This window comes from Mesorhizobium sp. M0239 (assembly GCF_040321815.1).
GTDB lineage: Bacteria > Pseudomonadota > Alphaproteobacteria > Rhizobiales > Rhizobiaceae > Mesorhizobium.
In genome coordinates this window covers 147,564-173,668 of sequence record NZ_JAMYSG010000008.1, presented here as the reverse complement: position 1 = coordinate 173,668, position 26,105 = coordinate 147,564, and the positions used below count along the sequence as shown (strand labels likewise).

At 63.9% G+C, this 26,105-nt stretch carries 25 protein-coding genes; 8 read left to right on the top strand and 17 right to left on the bottom strand.

The genetic code is table 11. From position 1 onward, the window contains the following. The first annotated feature begins 14 nt into the window (after positions 1 to 14). The 4 genes from NKI99_RS10690 to NKI99_RS10675 all read left to right on the top strand — a co-directional run bounded on the left by NKI99_RS10690 (position 15) and on the right by NKI99_RS10675 (position 3,634). Positions 15 to 1,022, top strand: a complete 1,008-nt coding sequence (locus tag NKI99_RS10690; protein ID WP_352551034.1) for an ABC transporter permease subunit — start codon at positions 15 to 17, stop codon at positions 1,020 to 1,022. A gap of 70 nt (positions 1,023 to 1,092) precedes the next feature. Beyond that, on the top strand, positions 1,093 to 1,947 hold the full coding sequence (locus tag NKI99_RS10685; protein WP_224618710.1) for an ABC transporter permease subunit: 855 nt from the start codon (positions 1,093 to 1,095) through the stop codon (positions 1,945 to 1,947). 2 nt (positions 1,948 to 1,949) lie between these two features. Beyond that, a complete protein-coding gene (locus NKI99_RS10680; RefSeq protein WP_352610823.1) occupies positions 1,950 to 2,804 on the top strand; it encodes an ABC transporter ATP-binding protein in 855 nt (284 codons plus the stop codon). Beyond that, positions 2,804 to 3,634, top strand: coding sequence for a dipeptide ABC transporter ATP-binding protein (locus NKI99_RS10675; protein WP_352610801.1), 831 nt, complete (start codon positions 2,804 to 2,806; stop codon positions 3,632 to 3,634). Before NKI99_RS10680 ends, NKI99_RS10675 begins: the two co-directional genes overlap by 1 nt. Positions 3,635 to 3,840: 206 nt before the next feature. Here the strand turns inward: NKI99_RS10675 and NKI99_RS10670 are convergent, their stop codons facing one another. From NKI99_RS10670 to NKI99_RS10655, 4 genes are all read right to left on the bottom strand, one after another. Further along, positions 3,841 to 5,115, bottom strand: coding sequence for a cysteine desulfurase-like protein (locus tag NKI99_RS10670; RefSeq protein WP_352610800.1), 1,275 nt, complete (start codon positions 5,113 to 5,115; stop codon positions 3,841 to 3,843). 46 nt (positions 5,116 to 5,161) lie between these two features. Then, complete coding sequence (locus NKI99_RS10665; RefSeq protein ID WP_023811481.1) at positions 5,162 to 5,836, bottom strand: amino acid ABC transporter permease; 675 nt, start codon at positions 5,834 to 5,836, stop codon at positions 5,162 to 5,164. A 152-nt stretch (positions 5,837 to 5,988) separates the two neighbouring features. Next, on the bottom strand, positions 5,989 to 6,786 hold the full coding sequence (locus NKI99_RS10660; protein WP_023811480.1) for an ABC transporter substrate-binding protein: 798 nt from the start codon (positions 6,784 to 6,786) through the stop codon (positions 5,989 to 5,991). A 78-nt stretch (positions 6,787 to 6,864) separates the two neighbouring features. Then, complete coding sequence (locus NKI99_RS10655; protein ID WP_164893002.1) at positions 6,865 to 7,182, bottom strand: hypothetical protein; 318 nt, start codon at positions 7,180 to 7,182, stop codon at positions 6,865 to 6,867. A 112-nt stretch (positions 7,183 to 7,294) separates the two neighbouring features. On the opposite strand from NKI99_RS10655, the gene NKI99_RS10650 reads away from it, so the two are divergent. Next, on the top strand, positions 7,295 to 8,386 hold the full coding sequence (locus tag NKI99_RS10650) for an LLM class flavin-dependent oxidoreductase (protein ID WP_352610799.1): 1,092 nt from the start codon (positions 7,295 to 7,297) through the stop codon (positions 8,384 to 8,386). A 284-nt stretch (positions 8,387 to 8,670) separates the two neighbouring features. Here the strand turns inward: NKI99_RS10650 and NKI99_RS10645 are convergent, their stop codons facing one another. The 13 genes from NKI99_RS10645 to NKI99_RS10585 all read right to left on the bottom strand — a co-directional run bounded on the left by NKI99_RS10645 (position 8,671) and on the right by NKI99_RS10585 (position 22,819). Further along, positions 8,671 to 9,066: a RidA family protein gene (locus NKI99_RS10645; protein WP_352610798.1), complete on the bottom strand. Its 396-nt coding sequence runs from the start codon at positions 9,064 to 9,066 to the stop codon at positions 8,671 to 8,673. A 64-nt stretch (positions 9,067 to 9,130) separates the two neighbouring features. Beyond that, entirely contained in the window at positions 9,131 to 10,279 is a 1,149-nt protein-coding gene (locus NKI99_RS10640) for an acyl-CoA dehydrogenase family protein (protein WP_352610796.1), read from the bottom strand. Between the two features lie 210 nt (positions 10,280 to 10,489). After that, the gene (locus NKI99_RS10635; protein ID WP_352610795.1) at positions 10,490 to 11,302 is read right to left on the bottom strand and encodes an enoyl-CoA hydratase family protein; all 813 of its coding nucleotides are present in this window, start codon (positions 11,300 to 11,302) and stop codon (positions 10,490 to 10,492) included. Further along, on the bottom strand, positions 11,299 to 11,769 hold the full coding sequence (locus NKI99_RS10630; protein ID WP_023811475.1) for a MarR family winged helix-turn-helix transcriptional regulator: 471 nt from the start codon (positions 11,767 to 11,769) through the stop codon (positions 11,299 to 11,301). Before NKI99_RS10630 ends, NKI99_RS10635 begins: the two co-directional genes overlap by 4 nt. Continuing rightward, positions 11,763 to 12,521, bottom strand: coding sequence for an SDR family NAD(P)-dependent oxidoreductase (locus NKI99_RS10625; RefSeq protein ID WP_352610794.1), 759 nt, complete (start codon positions 12,519 to 12,521; stop codon positions 11,763 to 11,765). Before NKI99_RS10625 ends, NKI99_RS10630 begins: the two co-directional genes overlap by 7 nt. A 202-nt stretch (positions 12,522 to 12,723) precedes the next feature. Beyond that, the gene (locus NKI99_RS10620; RefSeq protein ID WP_352610793.1) at positions 12,724 to 15,012 is read right to left on the bottom strand and encodes a bifunctional salicylyl-CoA 5-hydroxylase/oxidoreductase; all 2,289 of its coding nucleotides are present in this window, start codon (positions 15,010 to 15,012) and stop codon (positions 12,724 to 12,726) included. Between the two features lie 141 nt (positions 15,013 to 15,153). Continuing rightward, positions 15,154 to 15,753 carry a VOC family protein gene (locus NKI99_RS10615; RefSeq protein ID WP_352551021.1) on the bottom strand — a complete coding sequence of 200 codons (600 nt, stop codon included), beginning with the start codon at positions 15,751 to 15,753 and terminating at the stop codon, positions 15,154 to 15,156. Positions 15,754 to 15,830: 77 nt separating this feature from the next. Further along, the gene (locus NKI99_RS10610) at positions 15,831 to 16,667 is read right to left on the bottom strand and encodes an ATP-binding cassette domain-containing protein (protein WP_352610792.1); all 837 of its coding nucleotides are present in this window, start codon (positions 16,665 to 16,667) and stop codon (positions 15,831 to 15,833) included. Then, on the bottom strand, positions 16,660 to 17,538 hold the full coding sequence (locus NKI99_RS10605; RefSeq protein WP_352551017.1) for an ABC transporter ATP-binding protein: 879 nt from the start codon (positions 17,536 to 17,538) through the stop codon (positions 16,660 to 16,662). Before NKI99_RS10605 ends, NKI99_RS10610 begins: the two co-directional genes overlap by 8 nt. Beyond that, positions 17,535 to 18,383, bottom strand: a complete 849-nt coding sequence (locus tag NKI99_RS10600; RefSeq protein ID WP_352439690.1) for an ABC transporter permease — start codon at positions 18,381 to 18,383, stop codon at positions 17,535 to 17,537. Before NKI99_RS10600 ends, NKI99_RS10605 begins: the two co-directional genes overlap by 4 nt. Beyond that, positions 18,376 to 19,383 carry an ABC transporter permease gene (locus NKI99_RS10595; RefSeq protein WP_023811468.1) on the bottom strand — a complete coding sequence of 336 codons (1,008 nt, stop codon included), beginning with the start codon at positions 19,381 to 19,383 and terminating at the stop codon, positions 18,376 to 18,378. The genes NKI99_RS10600 and NKI99_RS10595 overlap by 8 nt, the downstream gene beginning before the upstream one ends. 220 nt (positions 19,384 to 19,603) lie before the next feature. Further along, positions 19,604 to 21,133 (bottom strand): ABC transporter substrate-binding protein, encoded by a 1,530-nt coding sequence (locus tag NKI99_RS10590; RefSeq protein ID WP_352610791.1) that lies wholly within the window; start codon positions 21,131 to 21,133, stop codon positions 19,604 to 19,606. A gap of 111 nt (positions 21,134 to 21,244) precedes the next feature. Then, positions 21,245 to 22,819, bottom strand: coding sequence for a phytoene desaturase family protein (locus NKI99_RS10585; RefSeq protein WP_352610789.1), 1,575 nt, complete (start codon positions 22,817 to 22,819; stop codon positions 21,245 to 21,247). Positions 22,820 to 22,938: 119 nt separating this feature from the next. Here NKI99_RS10585 and NKI99_RS10580 point away from each other — a divergent pair, with 119 nt between their 5' ends. From NKI99_RS10580 to NKI99_RS10570, 3 genes are all read left to right on the top strand, one after another. Further along, positions 22,939 to 23,730, top strand: a complete 792-nt coding sequence (locus NKI99_RS10580; protein WP_352610788.1) for a cyclase family protein — start codon at positions 22,939 to 22,941, stop codon at positions 23,728 to 23,730. A gap of 315 nt (positions 23,731 to 24,045) precedes the next feature. Continuing rightward, the gene (locus tag NKI99_RS10575) at positions 24,046 to 25,617 is read left to right on the top strand and encodes a phytoene desaturase family protein (RefSeq protein WP_352610787.1); all 1,572 of its coding nucleotides are present in this window, start codon (positions 24,046 to 24,048) and stop codon (positions 25,615 to 25,617) included. Next, positions 25,617 to 26,099, top strand: a complete 483-nt coding sequence (locus NKI99_RS10570; RefSeq protein ID WP_352610786.1) for a MarR family winged helix-turn-helix transcriptional regulator — start codon at positions 25,617 to 25,619, stop codon at positions 26,097 to 26,099. The genes NKI99_RS10575 and NKI99_RS10570 overlap by 1 nt, the downstream gene beginning before the upstream one ends. Positions 26,100 to 26,105 lie beyond the last annotated feature (6 nt).

Here is a 26,105-nt window from a genome sequence, read left to right as displayed (position 1 = left end):
CCCACTCGCCCGCCATGCTGCGTTATATCCTCGGCAAGCTCGCCCTCATCATCCCGACCTTCATCGGGATAACCATCCTCGCCTTTGGCTTCGTGCGCATCCTGCCCGGTGATCCGGTGCTGGTGCTTGCGGGCGAACGCGGCCTGTCGCCCGAACGCCACACGGCGCTGATGCACCAGTTCGGTTTCGATCTGCCGATTTGGCAACAATACCTGACCTATCTGACGAATGTCCTGAGCGGCGATTTCGGCACCTCGTTTTCAACTAAGACGCCGGTGCTCAAGGATTTCCTGGTGCGCTTCCCGGCAACGGTCGAACTCGCCATCTTCGCCATGATCTTTGCCGTTGTCCTGGGTGTCGCCGCCGGCATCTTCGCCGCCATCCGCCGCGGCTCCTGGTTCGATCAGCTGACGATGGGCACGGCGCTGGCGGGCTATTCCATGCCGATCTTCTGGTGGGGTCTGCTGCTGATCATCGTGTTCTCCGGCACGTTGCACTGGACGCCGGTTTCCGGCCGCATCGACCTTCTCTATTTCTTCAAGCCGGTGACCGGCTTCATGACCATCGATTCGCTGATCTCGGGGCAGAAGGGCGCATTCCGCTCGGCACTGTCGCACCTCGTCCTGCCCACGATCGTGCTCGGCACTATCCCGCTCGCAGTCATCGCCAGGCAGACGCGCTCGGCGATGCTCGAAGTGCTGGGTGAGGACTATGTCCGCACCGCGCGCGCCAAGGGCCTGGCGCCGCGCCGCGTCATCGGCCTGCATGCCTTCCGCAACGCGCTGATCCCGGTCGTCACCACCATCGGTCTGCAGGTCGGCACGCTTTTGACCGGCGCCATCCTGACCGAGAGCATCTTCTCCTGGCCCGGCATCGGCAAATGGATGATCGACGCCATTTCCAAGCGCGACTATTTCACCGTGCAGGGCGGGTTGCTTTTGATCGCGCTGATCGTCATGTCGGTCAACCTCATCGTCGACGTGCTCTACGCCGTCATCAACCCACGCATCCGGGCCAACTGACATGAGCAATGAAGGCCCAGCCACCATCGAAGCCGCGACCGTCGTCAAGCCGCAGGACGCCAGGCTGCAGATGTTCGGCGAGTTCTGGCATTACTTCTCCGTCAACAAGGGCGCGGTGATCGGGCTCTTTGTCTTTGCGCTGCTGATCCTGATCGCCATCTTCGCGCCGCTGCTGGCGCCTCATTCGCCGGACGATCAGTTCCGCGACTTCTTCCTGACGCCGCCGGCCTGGCAGGAAGGCGGCAACGCGCAGTTCCTGCTCGGCACCGACGCTGTCGGCCGCGATATGCTGTCGCGGCTGATCTACGGCTCGCGCTTCTCGCTCGCCATCGGCTTCGTCGTCGTCACGTCAGCGCTGATCTCAGGCGTCATTCTCGGCCTGCTCGCCGGCTACTGCCGCGGCTGGGTCGACACGCTGATCATGCGCATCATGGACATCATCCTGGCCTTCCCGTCGCTGCTATTGGCCCTGGTGCTGGTCGCGGTGCTTGGCCCCGGCCTCGTCAACGCCATGATCGCCATCGCCTTCGTGCTGCAGCCGCATTTCGCCCGGCTCACCCGTGCCGCCGTGATGGCCGAGAAGACCCGCGAATATGTCGTCTCGGCCAAGGTCGCCGGGGCCAGCCATCTCAGGCTGATGCTGGTCACCATCCTGCCCAACTGCATCGCGCCGCTGATCGTGCAGGCGACGCTGTCCTTCTCCAACGCCATTCTCGAGGCAGCCGCCCTTGGCTTCCTCGGCATGGGCGCGCAGCCGCCGACGCCGGAATGGGGAACGATGCTGGCCGAAGCGCGCGAGTTCATCCTGCGTGCCTGGTGGGTGGTTACTTTCCCGGGTCTCGCCATCCTGATCACCGTCTTCGCCATCAACCTGATCGGCGACGGCCTGCGCGACGCGCTCGACCCCAAGCTGAAGAGGTCGTGAGCATGCCTCTGCTCGAGATCAAGAACCTCACCGTTTCCTTCGACACCGCGGCCGGACCGTTCATGGCCGTGCAAGGCATCGACCTGTCGATAGAGCCGCGCGAAGTGCTGGCGATCGTCGGCGAGTCCGGTTCCGGCAAGTCGGTGGCGATGCTAGCGGTGATGGGCCTGTTGCCCAACACGGCAACGGTAAAGGCCGACCGGATGGCCTTCGACGGCGTCGATCTGTTGAAGCTCAGCCCGTCCGAACGGCGCAAGATCGTCGGCAAGGACATCTCGATGATCTTTCAAGAGCCGGTCGCCAGCCTCAACCCGTGCTTTAACGTCGGCTTCCAGATCGAGGAGGTGCTGCGCTTCCATATGGGTATGGATCGCGCTCAGCGGCGCGAGCGGGCCATCGAGTTGATGAAGCTGGTCGGCATCGCCGATCCGGAAGAACGGCTTAGCTCCTTTCCGCACCAGATGTCGGGCGGCCAATGCCAGCGCGTCATGATCGCCATCGCCATCGCCTGCAATCCGAAGCTGCTGATCGCCGACGAGCCGACGACGGCGCTCGACGTCACCATCCAGAAGCAGATCCTCGATCTGCTGGTTTCGCTGCAGGCCAAATACGGTATGGGCCTGATCATGATCACCCACAATATGGGCGTGGTGGCCGAGACCGCCGACCGTGTCATCGTCCAGTACAAGGGCCGCAAGATGGAGGAGGCCGACGTGCTGTCGCTGTTTGAATCGCCGAAGAGCAATTACACGCGGGCGCTTTTGTCGGCGCTGCCGGAGAACGCCGTCGGCGACCGGCTACCGACCGTTTCCGACATGATGTTCGAGCCGGCGCCTTCGGCAGTTGGAGCCGCCTGATGAGCACCACGGTCCTCGAAGGCAAGAACATCGTCCGCGACTACCATATCGGTGGTGGCCTGTTCACCGGGCCGCGCACCGTGCATGCGGTCAAGGGCGTCTCGTTCAAGGTCGACAAAGGCAAGACGCTGGCCATCGTCGGTGAGAGCGGCTGCGGCAAGTCCACGCTCGCCCGCATCATCACGCTGATCGATCCGGCGACTTCGGGCGAGCTGTTCATCGACGGCAACAAGGTCGACATTGCCACGAAAGCATTGACGAAGGAGATGCGCCGCAAGGTGCAGATCGTTTTCCAGAATCCGTACGGATCGCTCAATCCGCGCCAGAAGATCGGCGACGTGCTGGGCGAGCCGCTGCTGATCAACACCGACAAGCCGGCGGCCGAGCGGCGCGACCTTGCGATGAAGATGCTCAAGAAGGTCGGCCTCGGTCACGAGCATTACAACCGCTATCCGCACATGTTCTCGGGCGGCCAACGCCAGCGCATTGCCATTGCCCGTGCGCTGATGCTCAATCCAAGCCTGCTGGTGCTGGACGAGCCGGTCTCGGCGCTCGATCTGTCGGTGCAGGCGCAGGTGCTCAACCTGCTTGCCGACCTGCAGGACGAGTTCCAGCTGACCTATGTCTTCATCAGCCACGATCTGTCCGTGGTGCGCTACATCGCCGACGATGTGATGGTGATGTATTTCGGCGAAGCGGTCGAATACGGCTCGCGCGACGAGGTCTTCGCCGACCCCAAGCACAGCTACACCAGGACGCTGTTCGCGGCGACCCCGCGCGCCGACGTCGCCTCGATCAAGGCGAGGCTAGCGAAGAAGAAAGCGGCTTAACGTCTCTTCGTCATCCTAGGGCGGAGCGGCGCGAAGCGTCGCGCAGACCCTAGGATCCATGCCGTTTACCTCAGCCGAAAGGTGCAGCGGAGCAGAATTCTGCACCGTGGCAACACTCGAACGTCACGGCATGGATCCTCGGGTCTGCACTGCGTCGCTACGCTCCTTGTTCCGCCCGTGGATGACGACGCTGGAGAGGCCGCCGCTCAGGACAACTTCGCGATGATGGCGCGCAACGCTTCGCCGAAGCGCCGGACTTCCTCGATTGTGTTGTAGTGGACCAGCGAGGCGCGGATGGCGCCGCTATCCATCGACAGGTTGAGGCGCTTCATCAGCCGTGGCGCGTACATGTGGCCGTCGCGGATGCCGATCTGCATCTCGGCCATTTCCTCGACGATCCGCTGCGGCGACAGTGTGCCGATGTTGAAGCAGAAGGTCGGTACGCGCTCGGTGATGCGAGCCACGTCGGCAACACCATAGATGGTCGCGCCGCAGTCCTTGAGCACAGCGAGCATCTCACGCGCCAGCACCAGCTCATAGTCGCGAATGGCGCCCATGCCGGCGACGATGTTGTCGCGCCGGGAGCGGTTGTTGGCGGGCGCCAGATTGCGGCCGATCAGTTCCAGATACTGCACGGCCGCGTCCATGCCCGAGACGTTCTCGTAGATGAAGGTGCCGGCCTCGACCTTGTAGGGCGGCTCGTCGGGGATGAAATCCTCGCGGAAGGTCGGCAGCCGTTTCAGCGTTTCGAAACGACCCCAGAGGAAGCCCATATGCGGCGAGAAATTCTTGTAGCCGGAGCAGACGAGATAGTCGCAGTCCCAAGCCTGCACGTCGATCAGCCCGTGCGGTCCGTAATGCACGCAGTCGAGGAACACTTCGGCGCCGGCCGCGTGCGCGATCTTGGCCACCGCGGCGACATCGACGATCGAGCCGATCGAGTGCGCGGTGACCGTGCAGGCGACGAGACGGGTGCGGTCGGAAACCAGCGGACGCAGATCATCGACATGCAGATTGCCGTCCTCGCGCATGCGCCACCATTTGAACTTGGCGCCGGCCGATTCCAGCGCCAGCCAAGTCGCGATGTTGGCGTCATGGTCCATGTCGGTGACGACGATCTCGTCGCGCTCCTGCAGCATCTGGCCGATGCCGAGGCTGACCAGGCGGATGAACGAGGTGGCATTCATGCCGAAGCAGATTTCCGCCGGGCTATAGGCGTTGATGAGCAGGGCGACGCTTGTTCGCGCATCGGCGACCGACTGGTCGACCGTGACGCTGCGGCCATAGCGGCCGCCACGCTGCACATTGTGCGAAACCAGATGGTTGGTCACCGCGTCGAGTACGCTCTGCGGGATCTGCGCGCCGGCGGCGTTGTCCAAAAAGATGAAGTCGCCAGCCCGCTGCAAGGCTGGAAACATGGCGCGGATGGCGTCGACGGGGAACGCGGTGGCGTTTGCATTGTCGGTTTGATGCTTGTTCACGGGTAGGCTCCTGCAAAGGACTTGAGCGGGGATCAGGTAGTGGAGGTCAGCGCTTCTTTTCGGTCTTGAAGCGCTCTTCAAGCAGGCTGACGAGGCGGACCATCGGCCAGAGGAAGATGAGGTAGACAAGCGCTGCGCCGATCAGCGGCGAGGGGTTGGCGTAGAGCGACTGCGCGTTGGTCGCTTCCTTCAAGAGTTCCGGCAGCGCCACGGTGGAGGCGAGCGAAGTGTCCTTGAACATCGAGACGCAGTTGCTGGTCATCGGCGGGATGACGACGCGGATCGCTTGCGGCAGCACCACCTTGCGCAAGGTCAGCAGGAACGGCAGGCCAAGCGCCTGCGACGCCTCGAACTGGCCGCGCGGGATGCTCTCGATGCCGGAGCGGAACACCTCCGCCGAGTAGGCCGACATGATGAAGGCGAAAGCAGTCACGGCGGAGGCCCAGGACGACAGGCGTATGCCGAGGAACGGCAGTGCATAGTAGATCAGGATCAGCACGACCAGCACCGGCAGGGCGCGGAAGATGTCGGTGTAGCCGACCGCCAGCCACCGCAGCGGCTTCGGCGCATAGAGCCGCACCAGGCTGATCCCCAGGCCGATGGGGATGCCGATGCCGATGCTCAAAATGCCGAGCAGCAGCGTGTTCAGGAAGCCGCGCAGCAGCGCCGGCAGGCTGGACATGATGACATCGGGATTGAAGAAGGTATCCAGCAGCGACATGGGAGCGTTCCCGAACCCGAGAGCAAGGATGCTCAGGTTAAAACCAATCGACCTCGCCAATGGCGAGACGGTCTGCGCGGAAGCCGGCGCTGGCGCATGAAATGAATCGTGCCGGCCTGGAAAGCCGGCACGATGTCAGCGCAGCTTTCAGCTCAGGCCTTCGGCAGCGGCATTTCCTTCATGGTCGAAGAGTCGGCGGGCGCGTCGCTGCCGAACCACTTCTTGTGGATGGCGGCCAGCGTGCCGTCCTTCTTCATAGCGCTCAGCGCGTCGTTCAGCTTGCCGAGCAGCGGGTGGTCCTTGCTCATCATCAGGCCGTATTGTTCGCCGGTCTTGATGCGCTCCTTGACGACCAGGTCCTTCATCTTGGTGAAGGAATACTCCATGCCTGGAATGTCGCTGACGGCGGCATCGACGCGGCCGGCGCTGAGGTCGAGCAGCAAATTCTGCTGCGTGTCGTAACCCTTCACGTCGCTGAAGCCGCCGGCTTCCTGATGTGCCTTGACCCAGGTTTCACCGGTCGAGCCGGACAGCACGCCGACGATCTTGCCCTTGAGGTCGGCCTCGGCCTTGATCGGGCTGTCGGCCTTGGTGGCAATGCCCATGTCGGAATCATAATAGGGCTGCGTGAACGACTGCGACTTCAGCCGCTCGGCCGTGATGGTGATCGACGAGATGGCGACGTCGATGCGCTTCGACGTGGTGGCGGCAAACAGCGCCTGGAAGCCGAGATCGGCGATGTCGGTGGTCATGCCGATGCGCTTGGCGGCTTCGTTGACGATGTCGACTTCAAAGCCTTCGAAGGTGCCGCTCTCGTTCTTGAATTCGAAGGGCGGGTTGGTCGGATAGGCGCCGACATTGAGCACATCGGCGGCATAGGCGGTGGCGGGGCCGGCGGCGATGCCGACGGCGGCGGCAAGAAGAAGCAATTTGCGGCGCGTGAAGCTCATTTGTGTTCCCTCTGTTGTTGATCGGGCGGGTTGCTCCCGCACGGTTTTTTGCCGCCCCGCTTCACGCAGGACGTCAATTCATGGCAGCGACCATGCGGTCATGGTTGGCGACGTTTTGTGTTGCAGATCGCGGATCTGCGCGCGCACTTCATCGAAGGCATGGCGCGCATTGGATGATGACTGGGGCAGTATGAACGACAAGAACTGAGACTCCCACCCGGAGCACCCACGATGGACTGGCCGGCACGATGAACTGGTCTGCACGATGGACTGGCCGGCAAGCCCGTCCGGCACGGCAATCGCCATCGACTCTGGAATGCTTATCCAAAGTGCGGCGCTTTTCAAGGCGAAAGTTTTAAGCTTAAAAAGCTGCGGTGTCCGTTGCGTGGCCGACACGGTGCGGCCCGCTGGAACCGATACCCGCGAGCGATGGCGACGCGAAGCTATTTCAGGCTTGAAATATCTCCGCGCGGGCCTAGCGTGTGCTCTCTCGCCGGGAGGTCGCGACATGAACAAACCACACCCCTTGCACGGCCCGAACAGATTGAAGCTGGGGGTCTTTTCGACCAATGCCGATGGCGGGCTGGCCATAACCGATGTGCCTGAACGCTGGACGGCAAGCTGGCAGGACAATCTGACCGCAGCCCAGATCGCCGACCGTGCCGGGCTGGAGTTCATGCTGCCGATCGCCCGCTGGCGCGGTTTTGGCGGCCGCAACAAGGTGCGGGAATGGTCGTTCGAGACCTTCACCTGGGCGGCGGCCCTTGCCATGGCCACCGAGCAGATCGGCCTGTTCATGACCGTGCATGTGCCGCTGGTGCATCCGCTCTATGCCGCCAAGGCGCTGGCGACGGTCGACCACATCAGCCAGGGTCGCGCCGGCCTGAATATCGTCTGCGGCTGGAATCCGAAGGAATTCGGCATGTTCGGCACGCCTCTGGTCGAGAAGGGCTACGACCAGGCAGCGGAATGGATCGAAATCCTCGAAAAGCTTTATGCCTCGCCCGACCCGCTCGGCTATGAGGGCACCTACTACCGCCTCAAGGAAGCCGTCAGCCGTCCGGCCAGTCTGCAGGTGCCGCGCCCGGTGACCATGAACGCCGCTTTCGGCGGGCCCGGCCGCGATTTCGCCGCCGCGAGATGCGACTATCTGTTCACGACCTTTTCCGAAATGGGCGATGCCGGCAAACATGTCGCCGACATCAGCGAGCGGGCAGACAAGGTGGGCCGTGATGTCGGCGTCTACACCGTGGCGCATGTCGTCTGCCGCCCGACGATGGAAGAGGCGCGGGCATATTACACGCGCTATGCGGTCCATATGGCCGACCACGACGCCGTCGATGCCCACATGGCCGGCAAGAAGGAATTCTCGCAGTCGCACGACCCGCACGCCTATGACCGCTACCGGCAGCGTTTCGCCGGCGGCGCCGGCACCTACCCGCTGATCGGAACGCCGGAAACGATCGCCGCCGACATGGTCGCCATTGCCGGGCATGGCTACCAGGGCATCGCGCTGTCCTTCGTCAATTACACCAGGGAGTTGCCCTATTTCTGCGATCACGTGCTGCCGATTTTGCGGAAGGCGGGGCTTCGCGCATAGTAGTGGTGATCAGTTGCGGTGGATCATCGCGGATATTCGGAATTAGCCGAAGCCCTCCCCAACGTCGTCATCCCTGGGCGAAGCAGGAGCGCAGCTCCGTCGCGGAGACCCTGGGATCCATGCCGCGACTTCGGCCGTGGAGTGTGCAGCGGTGCAGAATTCTGGACCGTGGTGACGCTTTGGAGTCCCGGCATGGATCCTCGGGTCTGCGCCGCGTCGCTTCGCTCCTTGCTTCGCCCGTGGATGACGAAGTAATGGGCGTTTACTCCGGACGAACGAATTCCCTATTCCGGAATAACGGCAGTCGCCTGGATCTCCACCTTGGCCCGGTCTTCGACCAGCGCCACCACCTGCATGGCGGCCATCGCCGGAAAATGCCGGCCGATGACCTCGCGATAGGCCTCGCCGATGCCCCTGAGGTTGGCTAGGTATTCGGCCTTGTCGGTAAAATACCAGGTCATCGAGGTGATGTGCTGCGGTCCGGCACCGGCCTCGGCCAGCACCGCCACGATGTTCTGAAGCGTTTGCCGCACCTGGCCGACAAAATCGTCGGTCTCGAACTGGCATTGCCTGTTCCAGCCGACCTGTCCGCCGACGAAGACGAGCTGCCCGCGCGCGGCGACGCCATTGGCGTAGCCGACAGGTTTTGCCCAGCCTTCGGGCTGCAGAATCCTGTGCATTCAAAACCTCCCGGTATTCCAAAACCCAATTTTCAAAATCGAACGCTCGTCAAAATCTCTGCCGTCAGGCCGCGCCCATCACCTGCCGCGCGATCACCACCTTCTGCACGTCGGAGGCACCCTCGTAGATGCGCAGCGCGCGGATCTCGCGATACAGGCTTTCGATGATGTGGCCCTTGCGGACACCGTCGCCGCCATGCAGCTGCACAGCCTTGTCGATCACCTCTTGCGCCTTGTCGGTGGCAAACAGCTTGGCCATCGACGCCTCGCGTGTGACCCGCGCGGCCCCCATGTCCTTGGTCCACGCAGCGCGGTAGACCAGAAGCGCCGCCGCATCGACGTCGAGCGCCATATCGGCGATATGCCCCTGCACCATCTGCAATTCGGCCATCGGGGCGCCGAACAGTTTGCGCTCCGCCACGCGTTTGATGCTCTCGTCCAGTGCGCGGCGGGCAAAGCCAAGCGCCGCCGCGCCGACGGTCGAACGGAACACGTCGAGCACCGACATGGCGATGCGGAAGCCATCGCCCGGTTTGCCGATCAGCGCAGAGGCGGGAAGGCGGACCTGGTCGAAAGACAGCCGCGCCAGCGGATGCGGCGCGATTACTTCCAGCCGTTCGGCGATGCCAAGGCCCCTGGCGTCGCCAGGCACGAGGAAGGCGGAAAGCCCCTTGGCGCCCGGCGCCTCGCCGGTGCGGGCAAAGACGACATAGAGGTCGGCGATGCCGCCATTGGAGATCCAGGTTTTTTCACCGGAAAGAACATAGCTGTCGCCGTCGCGGGTCGCCGTCATTTCCGTGTTGGCGACATCCGACCCCGATCGTGGTTCCGACAGGGCGAAGGCTGATATCGCCTTGCCGGCGCGCGTCTTCGAAAGCCATTGCTGCTGGTGCGGCGTACCGAACAGGCTGAGCGCGCCGGTGCCGAGCCCTTGCATGGCGAAGGCGAAATCGGCCAGCCCGTCATGACGGGCGAGTGTCTCGCGCGTGATGCACAAAGTGCGGACGTCGAGGGGGCCAGGATTGTCCGTGTCGAGCGCCGTCGGCTTCAGCCAGCCGTCTCGCCCGAGCTTGCTGACCAGCTCGCGGCAGGCGGCGTCGACATCATGGTGATCTACCGGCAGGTTTTTAGCGCACCATGCGTCGAGTTGTTCGGCCCACTCGCGATGGCGGTCTTCGAAGAACGGCCAGGAGAGGAAGGAGCGGTCAGGCATGGGTGCCTCCTTCCGCGCAGCGATCCTTCACACCCCCCTCTGCCCTGCCGGGCATCTCCCCCGCAAAGGGGGAGATCGGACGTTGTTTTGGCTTTCGCCAATCTCCAAAATTGCAGTATGGGCGCTGCCAACGAAACCGCTGATCTCCCCCCTTGCGGGGGAGATGCCCGGCAGGGCAGAGGGGGGTGCCTGGGCGCAAACCGCTCATCCTCAATCCCCCTCGAACACCGGCTTTTTCTTGGCCACGAACGCCTTGTAGGCGCGCTCGAAGTCGCGGGTCTGCATGCAGATCGCTTGCGCCTGCGCTTCCGCCTCGATCGCCTGGTCGAGACCCATCGACCATTCCTGGTTGAGCTGCGTCTTGGTGATGCCGTGCGCAAAGGTCGGGCCGGAGACGATGCGCGCCGCCATATCGAGCGCGTCGGCCTCCAGCGAGGCGGCATCGACCAGCCGGTTGTAGAAACCCCAGCGTTCGCCTTCCGCCGCCGTCATGGTGCGGCCGGTGTAGAGCAGTTCGGCGGCGCGGCCCTGGCCGATGATGCGCGGCAGGATCGCGCAGGCGCCCATGTCGCAGCCGGCGAGGCCGACGCGGGTGAACAGGAACGCGGTCTTGGCTTCCGGCGTGGCGATGCGGATATCGGAGCTCATCGCAATGATGGCACCGGCGCCGACCGCGACGCCGTCGACCGCCGCAATGATCGGCTTGCCGCAATTCAGCATCGCCTTGACGAAATCGCCGGTCATGCGGGTGAAGGCGAGAAGCTGCTTCATGTCCATCTTGACCAGCGGGCCGATGATGTCGTGGACATCGCCGCCGGAGCAGAAATTGCCGCCATTGGACAGGAACACCACGGCGTCGACGTCATCGGCATAGACCAGGTCGCGGAATGTGTCGCGGAGTTCCGCATAGCTGTCGAAGGTCAGCGGGTTCTTGCGCTCGGGCCGGTCGAGCCGGACCTTTGCGATCCTGCCCTCGACCTCCCAGAGGAAATGCTTCGGCTTGCGTCCGGCCATTGCGGTCATTCGCGTCCCTCCCAGTTGCTGCGGAACGAGGTCAGCATGCCGGTCAGCCGGCGCGCGTCGTCCTCGCTGACCTTGCCCAGCAATTCACCGATCCAGCCTTCATGCGCCGCGGCGATGGTGGCGAAGGCCTGCGTGCCTTCCTCGGTCAGCCGCACCATCGACGTGCGGCGGTCGCCATTGCGCCTCGCGCGGGCGACAAGTCCTTCCGAAACCAGCCGGTCGACGATGCCCGTGACATTGCCGTTGGAGACCAGCAGGAAACGCGACAGGTCGCTCATCAGCATGCCTTCCGGCGCGCGATAGAGGGCGGCCATCACGTCGAAGCGCGGCAGCGTGGTGTTGAACTCCTTCTTCAGCCGCTCGCGCAACTCGGCCTCGATCGTGCGTGAGGCGCGCAGCAGCCTGATCCACAGCCGCAAGCGGTCCTTGCCGGGTCCCGACGGCGCGGGCAGGGGGCCGGCTACCATGTTTCGCCTCCTGAGATGGAAATCGCCTGTCCCGTTATCGACTGGGCGGCGTCGCCGCAGAGCCACAGCACAGCCGCGGCGACCTCATCCGGCTGGATGAAGCGGCCTTGCGGGTTGGTCGAGGCGAGGCTTGACCGCGCTTGCTCGACCGAGCGGCCGGTCTTCTCGATGATGCGCTGGATGGACTCTTCCAGCATTTCGGTTTCCACAAAGCCTGGGCACACGGCGTTGACGGTGACGCCCGATTTCACTGTTTCGGCGGCAAGAGCCCGCATCAGGCCGATGACGCCATGCTTGGCGGCGACGTAAGACGCGACGTAGGCGTAGCCTTTCAGGCCGGCGGTCGAGGCGATGAAAACAATTCGTCCCGTTTTCCGCGCGGCCATGCCGGCCAGCGCCGGCTTCACGGTCAGGAAGGCGCCGGTCAGATTGACGTCGAGCGTCCGCTGCCAGTCGCTGAGCGCGGTTTTGTGCGCCGGGGCGCTGCCGGCCATGCCGGCATTGGCGACGACGATGTCGAAGGGGCCACGCGCGGCATGCGCCCTCTCGTAGAGCGCCGCCATTGCCGCCTCGTCGGTGACATCGGCGACAATGCCGAAGATGCGGTCGTTCTCGCCGGCCACCTCAGTGAGCTCCGCTTCCCGGCGGCCGCAGATGGTCACGTCGATGCCGGCAGCAGCCAGCGCCAGCGCAACGGCCCGGCCGACACCGGACCCACCGCCTGTGACCAGCGCATGCTTGCCCGCGATCATGCGCCAATCCTCGAAACTTGGCGCCAAGTGCCCCCACCCCTAACCCTCCCCACAAGGGGGAGGGAGAAGGAGAAGGCTACGACAGCGCCCATCCATTGCAAACTTCTGCGGTTCCAGAGCCGATTGCGACTTGGTCCCCTTCCCCCTTGTGGGGAGGGGTTAGGGGTGGGGGTATAGCGCTGACGTGGCAAACGAAAAACACTCATACTTTCAGCCCCGCTGCGGCGTCGCGCTCGGCCAGCCGGTAGAGCTGGTCGCGTCCGGGCAGATAGGGGTCCGGCCATTTGACACCGCGGTCGCCGAGCGTCACCGCCGCATGCAGCGTCCAGTAGGGATCGGCGAGATGCGGCCGTGCCAGCGCCACCAGATCGGCGCGGCCGGCCATCAGGATCGAGTTGACATGGTCCGGCTCGTAGATGTTGCCGACCGCCATGGTGGCCATGCCGACCTCGTTGCGGATGCGGTCGGAAAACGGCGTCTGGAACATGCGGCCATAGACCGGCTTCGCCAGTGCCGAGGTCTGGCCGGCCGAGACGTCGCAAATGTCGACGCCGGCCTCATGCAGCAGCCGGGCGATCTCGACCGCATCGGCTGGCGTCACACCTTCGATGCCGACCCAGTCATTGGCCGAAATGCGCATCGAGATCGGTTTTTCCGCCGGCCAGGCGGCGCGCACCGCGCGGAAGATTTCGAGGGGATAGCGCATGCGGTTTTCCAGCGAACCGCCATAGGCATCCGTGCGCCGGTTGGTGACCGGCGTGATGAAGGATGACAGGAGATAGCCGTGCGCGGCATGGATCTCGAGCATGTCGAAGCCGCAGCGATCGGCCATCTCGGCCGAGGCCACGAATTCGTCGCACACTTTGTCCATGTCGGCACGGTCCATCGCCCTCGGCACCTGATTCTGCGGCGACCACGCGACGGCCGAGGCCGCCATCACCAGCCAGTTACCCGATACCAGCGGCACGTCGGTGCCCTCCCAGCCGAGCCGGGTCGAACCCTTGGCGCCGGAATGACCGATCTGGGCACAGATCTTCGCCTCGGTCTCGGTGTGGACGAAATCGACCAGCCGCGTCCACGCCACTTCATGTTCGGGCGCATAGAATCCGGGACAGCCCGGCGTGATGCGGCCTTCGGGACTGACGCAGGTCATCTCGATATAGATGAGCCCGGCGCCGCCCTTGGCCCGCTCGGCATAATGGGTGAAATGCCAATCGGTCGGGCAGCCGTCGACGGCCTTGTACTGCGCCATCGGCGAGACGACGACACGGTTCTGCAGCACCATATCGCGCAGCTTGAACGGCGCGAACATCGGCGCGCGGCGCATGCCGCCGGCACCCGCCTGGCGCTGGAACCATTCCTCCGCGCTTTCAAGCCATTCGGCATCGCGCAGCCGCAAATTCTCGTGGCTGATGCGTTGCGAGCGGGTCAGCAGCGAATAGTTGAACTGCACCGGATCGAGGCCGAGATAGCGCTCGACCTCCTCGAACCATTCCAGCGAATTGCGCGCCGCCGATTGCAGCTTCAGCACCTCGGTGCGGCGAGCATCCTCATATCTACGAAACGCCGCGTCGAGGTCCGGCTCGGACTCGACATATTCGGCCAGCGCCACGGCGCTTTCCAAGGCGAGTTTGGTGCCGGAGCCGATCGAGAAATGGGCTGACGCGGCCGCATCGCCCATCAGCGCCAGATTCTTGTAGGACCAGCGCTCGCACAGCACGCGCGGAAAATTGATCCAGGCGGAACCACGGATATGGTTGGCATTGGTCATCAGCGCGTGGCCGCCGAGATGTTTTTCGAAGATCCGCTCACAAACGGCGATCGATTCCTGCTGCGACATCGCGCCGAAGCCGAAAGCAGTCCAGGTCTGTTCGCTGCACTCGACGATGAAGGTCGCGGTGTCGCTGTCGAACTGGTAGGCGTGCGCCCACACCCAGCCATGCTCGGTCTTCTCGAAGATAAAGGTGAAGGCGTCGTCGAACTTCTGGTTGGTGCCGAGCCAGACGAACTTGCATTTGCGAGTGTCGATGTCGGGCTTGAAGATGTCGACGAAACTGTTGCGCGCCCTGGAGTTCAGGCCGTCGGCCGCGACGACCAGATCATGCGTCTCCATGTAGGGCTTGGGATCTGCAATGTCGGTCTCGAACATCAGCTTGACGCCGAGTTCGCGCGCCCGGCGCTGCAGCAGGACCAGCAGCCGCTTGCGGCCGATGCCGCAGAAACCGTGCCCTGACGAGACCGTGCGCACGCCGTCATGGATGACGGCGATGTCGTCCCAGTAGGCAAAGTGCTTCTTGATCCAGACGGCGCTGACCGGGTCGTTTTTCGACAGATTGTCGAGCGTCTCGGCCGAAAGCACGACGCCCCAGCCGAACGTGTCGTCGGCGCGGTTGCGCTCGAACACCGTCACATCGTGCGCGGCGTCCCTCAGCTTCATCGAAATGGCAAAGTAGAGGCCGGCTGGTCCGCCGCCGAGAACCGCAACCTTCATGTCTGCGATCTCCTCTTCGCTTGCTGGAGTTCAGTATCGCGCCGGCGACAAGATATTTCAAGCTTAAAGTTTTATATCAAAACGATTGTCCTGACATGGCGAAAGCGCGCCTGCGTGTCATCACGCAAGCGCGCTGCCGGATCAATTTTCCGGGTTCTTCGGGCTCCACAGCACCGTCTCGGCGTCCTTCTCATAGGCCATTCCGTCGGGATAACTGATCGCTTCCAGTTGCAGCCCCCACGGCGCCTGGAAATAGAGGATGGTCTGGCCGGCAGCCGGCCCTTCCTTGACCGGCAGCGGCCCCATCCGCGTCTTGACGCCCTTGCCTTCGAGATAGGCTTTGGCGGCAGCGACGTCGTCGACATAGAAGGCTATGTGGAAGCCGCCAATGTCGCTGTTCTTCGGCGTCAGGTCCTTCTGGTCCGGTGCTGTGTATTTGAACAGCTCTATGTTCGATCCATAGCCGCAGCGGACCATGGTGACCTCTTCGATCACCGCCTTCGGGTCGACGCCCAGGAGATCCTGCATGAAGGTGCCCTTGTCGTCGGCGAACGGACCGAACGACATCGCCTTCTTGCAGCCGACCACTTCGGTGAAGAAGTCGACCGCTTGCTTCATGTCGGGAACGGTGATGCCGGTGTGGTCGTGGCCGCGCATGCCCGGGATCGAATCCGCCGAGGCCATGCCGGCGCTGCCGAGCATCGCGGCGGCCAGCGTTGCAATTGCGATAGTGGTCTTCATGTCAGTCCTCTCCATTTGGCGGGACTTGGGTCTTTTGGTCGCACGCCCGAGGCCCGCTCTTCGGCGTGCGTATGCATTCATGTCGGCGCCTTGGCGGCGGAAGGAATGTCCAGCCAGCTCGCATCGATCTCGGGCAGCGGAATGGCCGCGATGAGATCGCGCGTGTAGGCCTGCTGCGGCTTGTCGAACAAGGCGTCGGTGGCGCTCGCTTCGACGATCACGCCTTCGCGCATGACGATCACTTGCCGGCACAGCCGCCGGATGACCGACAGATCGTGGCTGATGAAAGCGACGGTCAGCCCCATTTCCGCCGCCAGCTTTTCCAGCAGCGTCAGGATCTGCGCTTGCGTCGACACGTCGAGCCCTGAGACGATCTCGTCGGCCAGCACGAATTTCGGCGACAGCGCCAGCGCCCGCGCAATGCCGACGCGCTGGCGCTGGCCGCCCGACAATTCGTGGCGATAGCGGCTGGCGAAACTCTGCGGCAGGCCGACACGCTGCAGCGCCTCAGCGACGCGCGCCTTGAGATTGTCGCCGAGGCCATTTTGCTTGAGTGGCGCGGCGATAATGCTTGCAATGGTGCGGCGCGGGTTGAGCGACGACATCGGATCCTGGAAGATCATCTGCAGATTGCGGCGCAGCGGCCGCAGTTCGGCTTCCGGCAGATGGGTGATGTCGCGGCCGTCGAAAGTGATGCTGCCTGCGCTGGGTTGCAGCAGGCGTACCAAAGCGCGGCCGAGCGTTGATTTTCCCGATCCGGATTCGCCGACGATGCCGGTCACCGAGCCCTTGGGCAGGTCGAAGTCCAGGCCCTTCAGGATTTCGACCAATGGCGCGCGGCCGATCAGTGGCTTGCGCGTCATGTCGGGCAGCGCGACCTTCAGCCCGCGCACGGAGAACAACGGTTCAACCATGCGACCGCCTCCAGGCTTGGTCGGCGGCAGCGATCTCCGAAGCAAGCCCGGCCAGAACCGCCTCGTCCACCGGCTTCAGCGAGGCGAAAGGATCGGTGTAGCGCGGCGTCGCCGCCATCAGCGCTCGTGTATAGGGGTGCTGCGGCGCGGCGAAGAGCGCTGCGGTCTCGGCCTCCTCCACCACCTTGCCGGCATAGAGCACCGATACCTTCTGGCTGATCTTGGCGACGACGCCGAGGTCATGGGTGACGAACAGGATCGCCGTGCCGTGCTCGCGCTGCAACTGCACGATCAGCCGCAGGATCTGTTTTTGTACGGTCACATCGAGAGCCGTGGTCGGCTCGTCGGCGACGATCAGCCTTGGCTCCGCGGCGAAGGCGGCGGCGATCAGCACGCGCTGGCGCATGCCGCCTGACAGTTCGTGCGGATAGCTTTTCAGCACACGGTCGGGATCGCGGATTTGCACCTCGTCCAGCAATTGCCGAATGCGGGTATCGGCCCTCTCGCCACTCCAGCCGAGGATGCGCACCAGCCGGTCAGTCATCTGCGAGCCGACGCGGCGCGACGGGTTAAGCGCTGTCAGCGGGTCCTGCGGGATCAGCGCCGTGCGTGCCCCGATCAGCGTGCGCCGTGCCTTGGGCGGAAGCTTGCCGAGGTCTTCGCCTTCAAGCCGCATGTCGCCTTCGACAATGCGCACACTCGAAGGCAGGACGCCGAGCACCGCCTTGCCGATCATCGTCTTGCCGGCGCCGCTTTCGCCGACCAGCGCGCGGACTTCACCGGGCTGGACCGCAAGCGACACCGATCGCAGCACGCGCTGGCCGTTGGGCAGCACCGCGCTCAGATCCCTGATGTCGAGACAGCCGCTCATCGCAGCACCGGATCGAAACGCGTCTTCAGCGCCTCGCCGAACTGGCTGAACGACAGCACGGTCAGGATCAGCGTGATCAGCGGGAACACCAGCACCCACCAGGCCTGATGGATCGACAGCCGGCCCTCGGCGATGATGCCGCCCCAGGTCGGATCGTCGGTCGAGATCGACAGATTGACGAAGGACAGGATCGCCTCGACGATGACGGCGATGCCCATTTCCAGCGACAGCAATGCGACGATCGACGGCACCACATTGGGCAGCACTTCGCGCAGCATGATGCCGATGCGGCCATAGCCGGCGATGCGGGCGTTCTCGACATAGTCCATGCGCGACTGACCCATCGTCTCGGCACGGATCACCCGGCAAAAACGCGTCCAGTCGATGATGGCGATGGCCAGGATGACGGAACTCAAACCCGTGCCAAGCACCGCCACGAGCAATATGGCGAACAGCACCGGCGGAAACGCCATCCAGACATCGACGACGCGCGAGATGATGCGGTCGGCCCAACCGCCGAAATAGCCTGCGATCAGGCCGAGCGTCGAACCGACCAGGCACGCAGCGATGGCTGCGGAAAAGGCGACGATGAAGGCGATGCGGCCGCCGAAGATCAGCCTCGACAACAGATCGCGGCCGAGGCTGTCGGTGCCGAGCCAATAGCCGGGTTCGGCGCCATTCATCCAGAATGGCGGCAGCCGTTCCAGCATCAAATCCTGCGCCAGTGGGTCCTGCGGCCCGACCAGCGGTGCGAAGATCGCGGCCAGCAGCGCCAGCAGCAGCCAGCCGCCGGCAAGCCACAAACGTGGCGACACACCTCGCCTTTGAGCACGACCCTCATCCATGGCGCAGCCTCGGATTGAGCAGCGCGTACATCATGTCGACGCTGAGGTTGATCAGCACGAACAGCAGCGCGAAGACCAGCACGATGCCTTGAATCAAAGGCAGGTCGCGGTTGATGACGGCGTCGATCGCCATGTTGCCGAGGCCTTCATAAGAAAACAGCCGTTCGACGATGACCGTGCCGCCAATGAGAAAGGTGAACTGCACACCGACCAGCGTCAGCGTTGGCAGCGCGGCGTTCTTCAGCGCCTCGCGCAGGATGACCTGCGTTTCCGAGAACCCCTTCACCCGCGCCAGCACGACATAGTCGAGGTCGAGCACTTCCTTCAGCGACTGTTTCAACAGCTGCGAGATGATTGCCGCCAGCGGCAGCGCCAGCGCCACCGCCGGCATCAGCATGTGCTTCAGGAGGTCCCAGGTCAGGTCGAGGCGCAGGCGCAACAGGCTCTCGAACAGATAGAACTGGGTGACGAAAGGCAAGTCGAGCTGCGGCGACACCCGGCCGGAAATGTCGAAGATCGGCACCAGCACGCCGAACAGCAGGATCAGCACCAGGCCCCACAGGAAGTCGGGAATGGAGAGCGCCGCGCCGCTGGCGATGTCGATGCCGGCCTCGACCGCCGTGCCGCGCTCGCGCGCGCCGATGATTGCCGTCGTGCCGCCGAGCGCCACCGCTATGATGAGCGCGACGATGGCAAGCTCCAGCGTCGCCGGCAGCCGGTTGAAGACGAGACCCAGCACATCCTGCCGCAGCGAGATCGAGGTGCCGAAATCGCCCCTGGCGACGCCCGACAGCCAAATGAAGAATTGTTGCACGATGGTCTTGTCGAGCCCATAGAGCGCCCGCAGCCGGGCGAGGTCGGCATCCGTCGCGCCGGGCGGCAGCATCATGGCGATAGGATCGCCGGGCGCGACGCGGATCACGACAAAGACGACGACGGCCACGCCGAACAGCGTGATCAGCATCGTCAGCAGACGGATCAAGAATCTTTGCAGGAGCATTCCGGCGTAGGCCTACTGCGTTCGGTGGCTGATGGAACGAACAGCCCCCTCATCCGGCCGCTTCGCGGCCACCTTCTCCCCGAGGGGAGAAGAGGTCGCCGACGGCTGAGCCAAGTCTCTTCTCCCCAGCGGGGAGAAGGTGGCCCGAAGGGCCGGATGAGAGGGCCTGCGTCGTTAAAGAAGACACGCTACCTCACGACAGCGTGCCTTCCCATATCGGTCAGGCCGGGGTCATCAGGGCCGGCAGCAGCGCGCCGGACACATGCTGCACCACAGTGACGCCCTTGGCATGCACGATCGGCTGCGCATACTGCATCAGCGGCAGCACATAGGCCTGCTCGGCGATGTATTTGTCGACCGCCTTCCAGCCGGCGATGCGCTTGGCCTCGTCCTTTTCGCCCCACAGCGGATTGATCATGTCGATCAAATCCTGGCTGTCCCACACCGAATGCGGGCTCGGGCCGTACATGGCAAAGCCGGTCGAGGTGGTCGGATCGCCGATGGCGTTGCCCCAATTGTAGAAGGCGGCCGGCGCCAGCTTGTCGGCGGCGCGCAGTTCGTAGTGCTTGGCGATCTCGTAGACTTCGATCGTCGCCTCGATGCCAACCTTGCGCCACATGCCGACGATCGCCTGGATCATCTCATAGTCCTTGGGCTTGAAGCCCTTGGTCGTCTGGATGGTGAACTTGACCGGCTTTTCCGGCGAATAGCCGGAAGCGGCCAGCAATTCCTTGGCCTTTTCCGGATTGTGCTCGACCTTGATCGACGCGTCGTAGGATGCGTATTCCGGCGTTTCCAGCGTATCGATCGGCTGGCCGTAGCCGCGCAGCAGGCGATCGACCAGCAGCTTCTTGTCGATGGCCATCACGGCGGCCTGGCGGACGTTCTTGTCCAGCATCGCCTCGATATCGTTGAAGAAGATCATGCCGATGTCGGAAACGTTCTTGCACGAGCCGGCCAGCCCGTCCTTGGCGATCAGCCGGTCATACTCCTCATAGGGGATTTCGAGCGTCACCTGCGAGGAGCCGGATTCGATCTCGGCGACGCGGCTTGCCGCGTCGGCGACGAACTTGATCGTCACATTCTCGAAGGCCGGCTTGCCGCCCCAATAGTTCGGATTGGCTTTCAGCCGCAGGAACGCGTTGCGCTCGAATTTTTCGACCATGTAGGGGCCGGTGCCGATCGGCGCCTTTTCGAAGCCTTCGGCGCCGACCTTTTCGTAGTAGGCCTTCGGCATGATGTAGCCGGTCAGGAACGACATCCATTTGAAATACACCGGGTCGAACTGCACCACGTCGCCGGTGATCTTGTTGCCGTCGATCTTGAAGTTGTTGACATTCTTCCAGACGAACTGGATCGGGTTGCCGGTCTTTTCGTCACCTGCCCGCTGCAGTGACCAGACCACATCCTCTGGCGTGAACGGCGAGCCGTCATGCCAGGTCACGCCTTCGCGCACCGTCATCGTGATCTTGGTGCGGTCGTCGTTCCAGCCCCACTCGGTGAGCAGGCCCGGCGCGAAGGACAAATCGGGCTTCTGCGGGATGAACTGGTCGAACACCGACTGGTAAAGCCCCTGGATGGTCGGGTTGACGGCCGAGGGGCCGGTGGTTGGATCCCAGGATGGCAGGTTGACGTTGTAGGCGATGGTCAGTTCGCCGGCAGCCGCCTTGGCGATCGGCGGCAGGCCGACGGCGGCCACCCCGAGTGCCGCGGCGCTGTATCCCAGCAATTCACGTCTGTTGATTGTCATGGTCGTTCCCCTTGTTGGTTTTGTTTCTGCGCGCGGCGTCTTAGGTCATTGGTTCAGGCTTCTTGGGCAGCAGCGCCTTGCCCCTCGTAGCCTTAAGGAAATCTCCGGCTCCTACCTCCCGCCAAGCTGTTGTGCGAGCATGAAGCCCGACGCCGCACCGGTGCCGGCGCCCGGCCATGTAGCGGCTCCGGTGAGGTGCAGATGCGCCACCGGCGTGTTCCAGCCGGCATAGCCGCGCGCCGGGCGGAATAAAAAGTTCTGCGCCAGATGATGGCTGCCGCAGACCTGGTCGCCACCGACGAGATTCGGGTTCTCGCGCTCGAGATCGATGGGCGAAAACACGGCCCGGGCGATGATCTTGTTTCGCAGGCCGGGTGCGTAGGTCTCGATGATGTCGAGGACACGCTCGGCGTAGGCGTCCTTCACCTCGTCCCAATGCGCTGGCGCGATCTTGCCGGCCGCATCACCTGTGATTTCGGCGGGCAGCATCCGCACCTGCACCCACAGCACATGCTTGCCTTCCGGCGCACGCGATGGGTCGATCGCTGTCGGCTGGCCGACGACCAGCACCGGCTCGTCCGGCAGCATGCCCGCCATCGCCTGCTGATAGGTGCGCGACATGGCGTCGAGCGACGGCGACAGATGCACATAGGCGAACTGCCGAAGCTCGCGCCCGGCGCGCCAGTCCGGCAGATCGTCGAGCGCCAGATGGATCATCATCGTGCCCGGCGCGTGGCGGAATTTTTGCATGGCCGTGTCGAAGCCGGTGTCACCCGAACCATTGGGAAGCAATCTGCCGGTCAGCGCCTTCGGCGCAACGCCGGCGATGACCGCCCTCGTGGCGGTATGCATCTCGCCGGAAGCCAGCCGCACGCCAGTCGCCTTGCCGGCGGAAACGGTGATCTCGGCCACTTCGGCATCGGTGGCGATCTTGCCGCCGGCTGAGGTGACCATGCCCGACAGCGCCTTAATGATGGTGTCGGCGCCGCCTTTGCCCAGCACCATGCCGAAACTCTGGTTGGCCATCGATTCCAGATAGGGGAAGACGGCGCCGCCGGCGATGTCGGGCGCGAAGTCGAGATGCATGCCCCAGGTGGCGAGCGTTGCCCTGATATGCGGCGACTCGAAATTCTCCTCCAGCCAGGCGCGGGGCGAGGACAACAGCAGGCGGCCCGTATCGAGCGCCCCAGACATGCCCTTCTTGCGCCACAGGCCCCACGCCGTGCCGGCAAGCGCGCGAGCGCTCATCGGCGATCCCAGCAGCCGGAACAGATGCTCGGCCTCCGCCGGGAAGGCGGCGACCAGCCTGCGCCATGTCGTGGCATCGGCGGCGGAGAAGGCGGCCATGCGGGCAGTGGTCTTTTCCAGATCGTTGCTGACGCCGAACCACCGACCGTCCGGAAAGGCGCTGGCGAAACAATCGGCGACCGGGGCAAACTCCAGCCCCTGTGCTTTCAATTCATTTGCATATTTCCGGTGGAAGGCCGAGCCGGCAAACAGGCTCAGATTCATCGCGCCGAAATCGTGGCGGAAGCCGGGAAGGGTGAATTCGCGTGTCTGGACGGCGCCGCCGATCGTTGCACTGCGCTCGAAAATCCCGGTTTTCCAGCCTTTAAGCGCCAAATGCGCGGCGCATGCCAGACTGTTGTGGCCCGCCCCGACAAAGATGGCGTCGAATTCGCTCACGCCCCGTTCCCATTTCCTTTATGCTTAAAGATAATTGCAGATGCATATGTTTTCGTCTAGTAGGATATTAAGGGCCGAGACGAGCCTTGATCATCACACGAAAGAGGGAACAGAGAACCATGGACACGCAAAAACTCCTCGGCGAAGTCGCCGGCCAGCTTCTTTCAGGCGCCATCAAGGTGGTCGACCTGACGGCGCCGCTCGGGCCTGACACACCGCTGATCAAACTGCCGCCGGAACTCGCCGTCGACACGCCCAAGGTCGAGATCCACTCGATCTCCCGATATGACAAGAACGGCCCGTGGTGGGCATGGAACTGGCTGAAGCTCGGCGAGCATTCGGGCACGCATTTCGATGCGCCGCAGCACTGGATCTCCGGCAAGGATTATCCGGACGGTGCCACCGACACCATTCCGGCGCAGAACTTCGTCGGCCCGGTCAATGTCATCGACTGCTCGAAGGAAGCCGCCGCCGACCCTGATTTCCTGCTCACTGTCGACCACATCAAGGCCTGGGAAGCCAAGCATGGCGCGATCAATGCCGGCGAATGGGTGGTGATGCGCACCGACTGGTACAAGCGCAACGGCTCGGAAGCCGAGTTCCTCAACGCCAACGAGACCGGCCCGCACACGCCCGGCCCGACGGCCGAAGCCATCCAGTTCCTGATCGGCAAGGATATCAAGGGCTGGGGCTCGGAGACGATCGGGACGGATGCCGGCAAAGCCGGCGGCATGGAGCCGCCATTCCCGGCGCACACGCTGATGCACAAGGCCAACCGCTACGGTCTCGCCAGCCTCTGCAACCTCGACCAGCTCCCGCCGAAGGGCGCCATCCTGATCGCGGCGCCGCTCAAGATCGAACATGGCACCGGCAGCCCGATCCGCGCGCTGGCGCTGGTTTCGAAGCAATAGAGCGAGGTGGGGTCTTCGGGAGAAGATCATGCGCGAAGGCGAAACTGGAGTGATGGTGGGTAAAGGGTGGCAGCCTCGCAGCGCCAGTGCTCTACGGCGCCCCTCTCTGTCCTGCCGGACATCTCCCCCTCAAGGGGGGAGATTGGCCTTCGCAATGGTCTTCGCCAATCTACGACGTTGCAGGATTGAGTGGGGCGCCAAAGCTGCCAATCTCCCCCCGAGAGGGGGAGATGTCCGGCAGGACAGAGGGGGGCGCCGTAGAGCGCAATTCCACGCGATTGAACTCCACTGCCTGCAGCCCGGGAGCACTCCCCGATGAACGCACCCGATCACATCATCGTCGGCAGCGGCATCAACGCACTGGTCTGCGCGGCGATGCTCGGGGGCAAAGGGGCGCGTGTGCTCGTCCTGGAGCGCAACGACCGCATCGGCGGCTGCCTGCGCACCGAGGAGATCACCGCGCCCGGCTTCATCCATGATGTGATGGCGACGACCTTCGTGCTGTTCATCACCTCGCCGGCCTTTGCGGCACTGGGCGCCGACCTCGCGCGCCACGGGCTGGAGTTCTGCCACACGGGCACGCCGACCGGCGTGCTGCGGCCGGACGGCAGCCATGCCGTGCTCAGCACCGACCGTGCCGCCAACGTCGTCGCCCTTAATGCGATCGCGGCAGGCGACGGTGACCGGCACGCGGATGATGTCGGCGGCATCGAGCGCAATGCCGGCCTGCTGTTCGGCCTGCTCGGCGGCAGCTTGTGGTCCTATCCGACCGCCAGGCTGCTGGCCGGCGATGCCTGGCGCCGTGGCCCGCGTGGCCTTGCCGCCTTTCTCGGCGAGGCACTGGTGCCGGCGCGCGGCTGGCTGGAAAGCACCTACCAGTCCGAAACCATTCGCGCGCTGTGGGCGCCCTGGGTGCTGCATGCCGGGCTCGGCCCCGAAGACGCCTTTTCCGGCCAGATCGCTAGGGTTATCGCCTTCGCGCTTGAGGCGGCGGGCGCGCCGATCGTCAAGGGCGGGGCAAAAAACCTGCTGGCGGCCTTCGAGGCTTTGATCCGGGAACGCGGCGGCGACATCCGCACCGGCGCCGACGTCACTTCGATCGTTCAAAGCAATGGCCGGGCAAGCGGCGTGCGGCTGGCCTCGGGCGAGACAATCACGGCCAACAAGGGCGTCATCTGCTCGGTTACACCGACGCAGCTCTATGGCAGGCTGCTTGGCGCGGATGCACCCAAAGCCGATGTCGAGGCGACGCAAAAGTACCGTTATGGCAAAGGCAATTTCCAGATCCACTACGCCTTGGACAAACCGCCCGCATGGCGGGGCGAAGGCCTGGATACGGTCGCGTTGCTGCACCTCACGCCCGGCCTGGATGGCGTCTCGAAAGCTTGCAACGAGGTGGCGCGCGGCATACTGCCGGAGGTGCCGACCATCTGTGTCGGCCAGCCGCATGCGCTCGATCCGTCGCGCTGCCCCGAAGGCAAGGCGATCCTGTGGCTGCAACTGCCCGAGGCGCCTCGCCACATCAAGGGTGACGCAGCCGGCAAGCTGCAGGCACCGGCAGACGGGCAGTGGACCGTTGCGCTACGCGAAGCCTATGCCGATCGCACTGAGGCGATCCTTGCCAGCCATATCGAGGGCTTCAAGGACAGCGTCATCGCGCGCCGCGCCTATTCGCCGGCCGATCTGGAGGCGATGAACATCAACCTGGTCGGCGGCGACCCCTATGGCGGTTCCTCGACCATCGACCAGTCGTTCCTGTGGCGGCCGTTCAAGACCAGCCGCAACCATCAGACCGGCATCAAGGGCCTCTATCATATCGGCGCCTCGACCCACCCGGGGGCCGGCCTTGGCGGCGGTTCCGGCTTTCTCCTTGCGGGGAGGCTGTGATGGAAGAGAAGGTCACTGAGAAGCGCCAGCGCATTTCGACCCTGGGGCAGATCGGCCTGCAGCAATTCGCGCCCTATCTGATGAACCGCATCATGGGCCGCTACAACGCCACCTTGCGCGACGATTTCCGCAAGCAGGGCCTGACCATTCCGCAGGTGCGCACGCTGGCCGTGCTGTCGGTCACCGACGGCATCACCGTCAACGACCTCTCGGTCTATACTGTCATCGAGCAGTCGACCTTGAGCCGGACGCTCGACTCGCTGGAAAGCCAAAGTCTTGTGCGGCGCGAGCAGGGTGTCACCGACAGCCGCATCCGCCACGTGTTCCTGACCGATGAGGGCCGGGCCGAGTTTACCCGCGCCTGGCCGGCCATGCATGATGCGTTCGAGGCAATGTTCGACGATATCGACGACGCTGAATACGCAGCGCTCATCGCCACGCTTTTGAAGATGCTGAAAAACGTTCGCAAGCACGACATCTAGACCTAC

What these genes read in the sequence shown, in the direction of transcription:
- NKI99_RS10685 (WP_224618710.1), top strand. Translation starts at nt 1,093, where the DNA reads ATGTTCGGCGAGTTCTGGCATTACTTCTCCGTCAACAAGGGCGCGGTG.
- NKI99_RS10690 (WP_352551034.1), top strand. Translation starts at nt 15, where the DNA reads ATGCTGCGTTATATCCTCGGCAAGCTCGCCCTCATCATCCCGACCTTC.
- NKI99_RS10640 (WP_352610796.1), bottom strand. Translation starts at nt 10,279, where the DNA reads ATGCCTGACCGCTCCTTCCTCTCCTGGCCGTTCTTCGAAGACCGCCAT.
- NKI99_RS10645 (WP_352610798.1), bottom strand. Translation starts at nt 9,066, where the DNA reads ATGCACAGGATTCTGCAGCCCGAAGGCTGGGCAAAACCTGTCGGCTAC.
- NKI99_RS10615 (WP_352551021.1), bottom strand. Translation starts at nt 15,753, where the DNA reads ATGAAGACCACTATCGCAATTGCAACGCTGGCCGCCGCGATGCTCGGC.
- NKI99_RS10595 (WP_023811468.1), bottom strand. Translation starts at nt 19,383, where the DNA reads ATGCTCCTGCAAAGATTCTTGATCCGTCTGCTGACGATGCTGATCACG.
- NKI99_RS10630 (WP_023811475.1), bottom strand. Translation starts at nt 11,769, where the DNA reads ATGGTAGCCGGCCCCCTGCCCGCGCCGTCGGGACCCGGCAAGGACCGC.
- NKI99_RS10570 (WP_352610786.1), top strand. Translation starts at nt 25,617, where the DNA reads ATGGAAGAGAAGGTCACTGAGAAGCGCCAGCGCATTTCGACCCTGGGG.
- NKI99_RS10680 (WP_352610823.1), top strand. Translation starts at nt 1,950, where the DNA reads ATGCCTCTGCTCGAGATCAAGAACCTCACCGTTTCCTTCGACACCGCG.
- NKI99_RS10675 (WP_352610801.1), top strand. Translation starts at nt 2,804, where the DNA reads ATGAGCACCACGGTCCTCGAAGGCAAGAACATCGTCCGCGACTACCAT.
- NKI99_RS10660 (WP_023811480.1), bottom strand. Translation starts at nt 6,786, where the DNA reads ATGAGCTTCACGCGCCGCAAATTGCTTCTTCTTGCCGCCGCCGTCGGC.
- NKI99_RS10600 (WP_352439690.1), bottom strand. Translation starts at nt 18,383, where the DNA reads ATGGATGAGGGTCGTGCTCAAAGGCGAGGTGTGTCGCCACGTTTGTGG.
- NKI99_RS10625 (WP_352610794.1), bottom strand. Translation starts at nt 12,521, where the DNA reads ATGATCGCGGGCAAGCATGCGCTGGTCACAGGCGGTGGGTCCGGTGTC.
- NKI99_RS10575 (WP_352610787.1), top strand. Translation starts at nt 24,046, where the DNA reads ATGAACGCACCCGATCACATCATCGTCGGCAGCGGCATCAACGCACTG.
- NKI99_RS10580 (WP_352610788.1), top strand. Translation starts at nt 22,939, where the DNA reads ATGGACACGCAAAAACTCCTCGGCGAAGTCGCCGGCCAGCTTCTTTCA.
- NKI99_RS10635 (WP_352610795.1), bottom strand. Translation starts at nt 11,302, where the DNA reads ATGACCGCAATGGCCGGACGCAAGCCGAAGCATTTCCTCTGGGAGGTC.
- NKI99_RS10620 (WP_352610793.1), bottom strand. Translation starts at nt 15,012, where the DNA reads ATGAAGGTTGCGGTTCTCGGCGGCGGACCAGCCGGCCTCTACTTTGCC.
- NKI99_RS10650 (WP_352610799.1), top strand. Translation starts at nt 7,295, where the DNA reads ATGAACAAACCACACCCCTTGCACGGCCCGAACAGATTGAAGCTGGGG.
- NKI99_RS10605 (WP_352551017.1), bottom strand. Translation starts at nt 17,538, where the DNA reads ATGAGCGGCTGTCTCGACATCAGGGATCTGAGCGCGGTGCTGCCCAAC.
- NKI99_RS10665 (WP_023811481.1), bottom strand. Translation starts at nt 5,836, where the DNA reads ATGTCGCTGCTGGATACCTTCTTCAATCCCGATGTCATCATGTCCAGC.
- NKI99_RS10590 (WP_352610791.1), bottom strand. Translation starts at nt 21,133, where the DNA reads ATGACAATCAACAGACGTGAATTGCTGGGATACAGCGCCGCGGCACTC.
- NKI99_RS10610 (WP_352610792.1), bottom strand. Translation starts at nt 16,667, where the DNA reads ATGGTTGAACCGTTGTTCTCCGTGCGCGGGCTGAAGGTCGCGCTGCCC.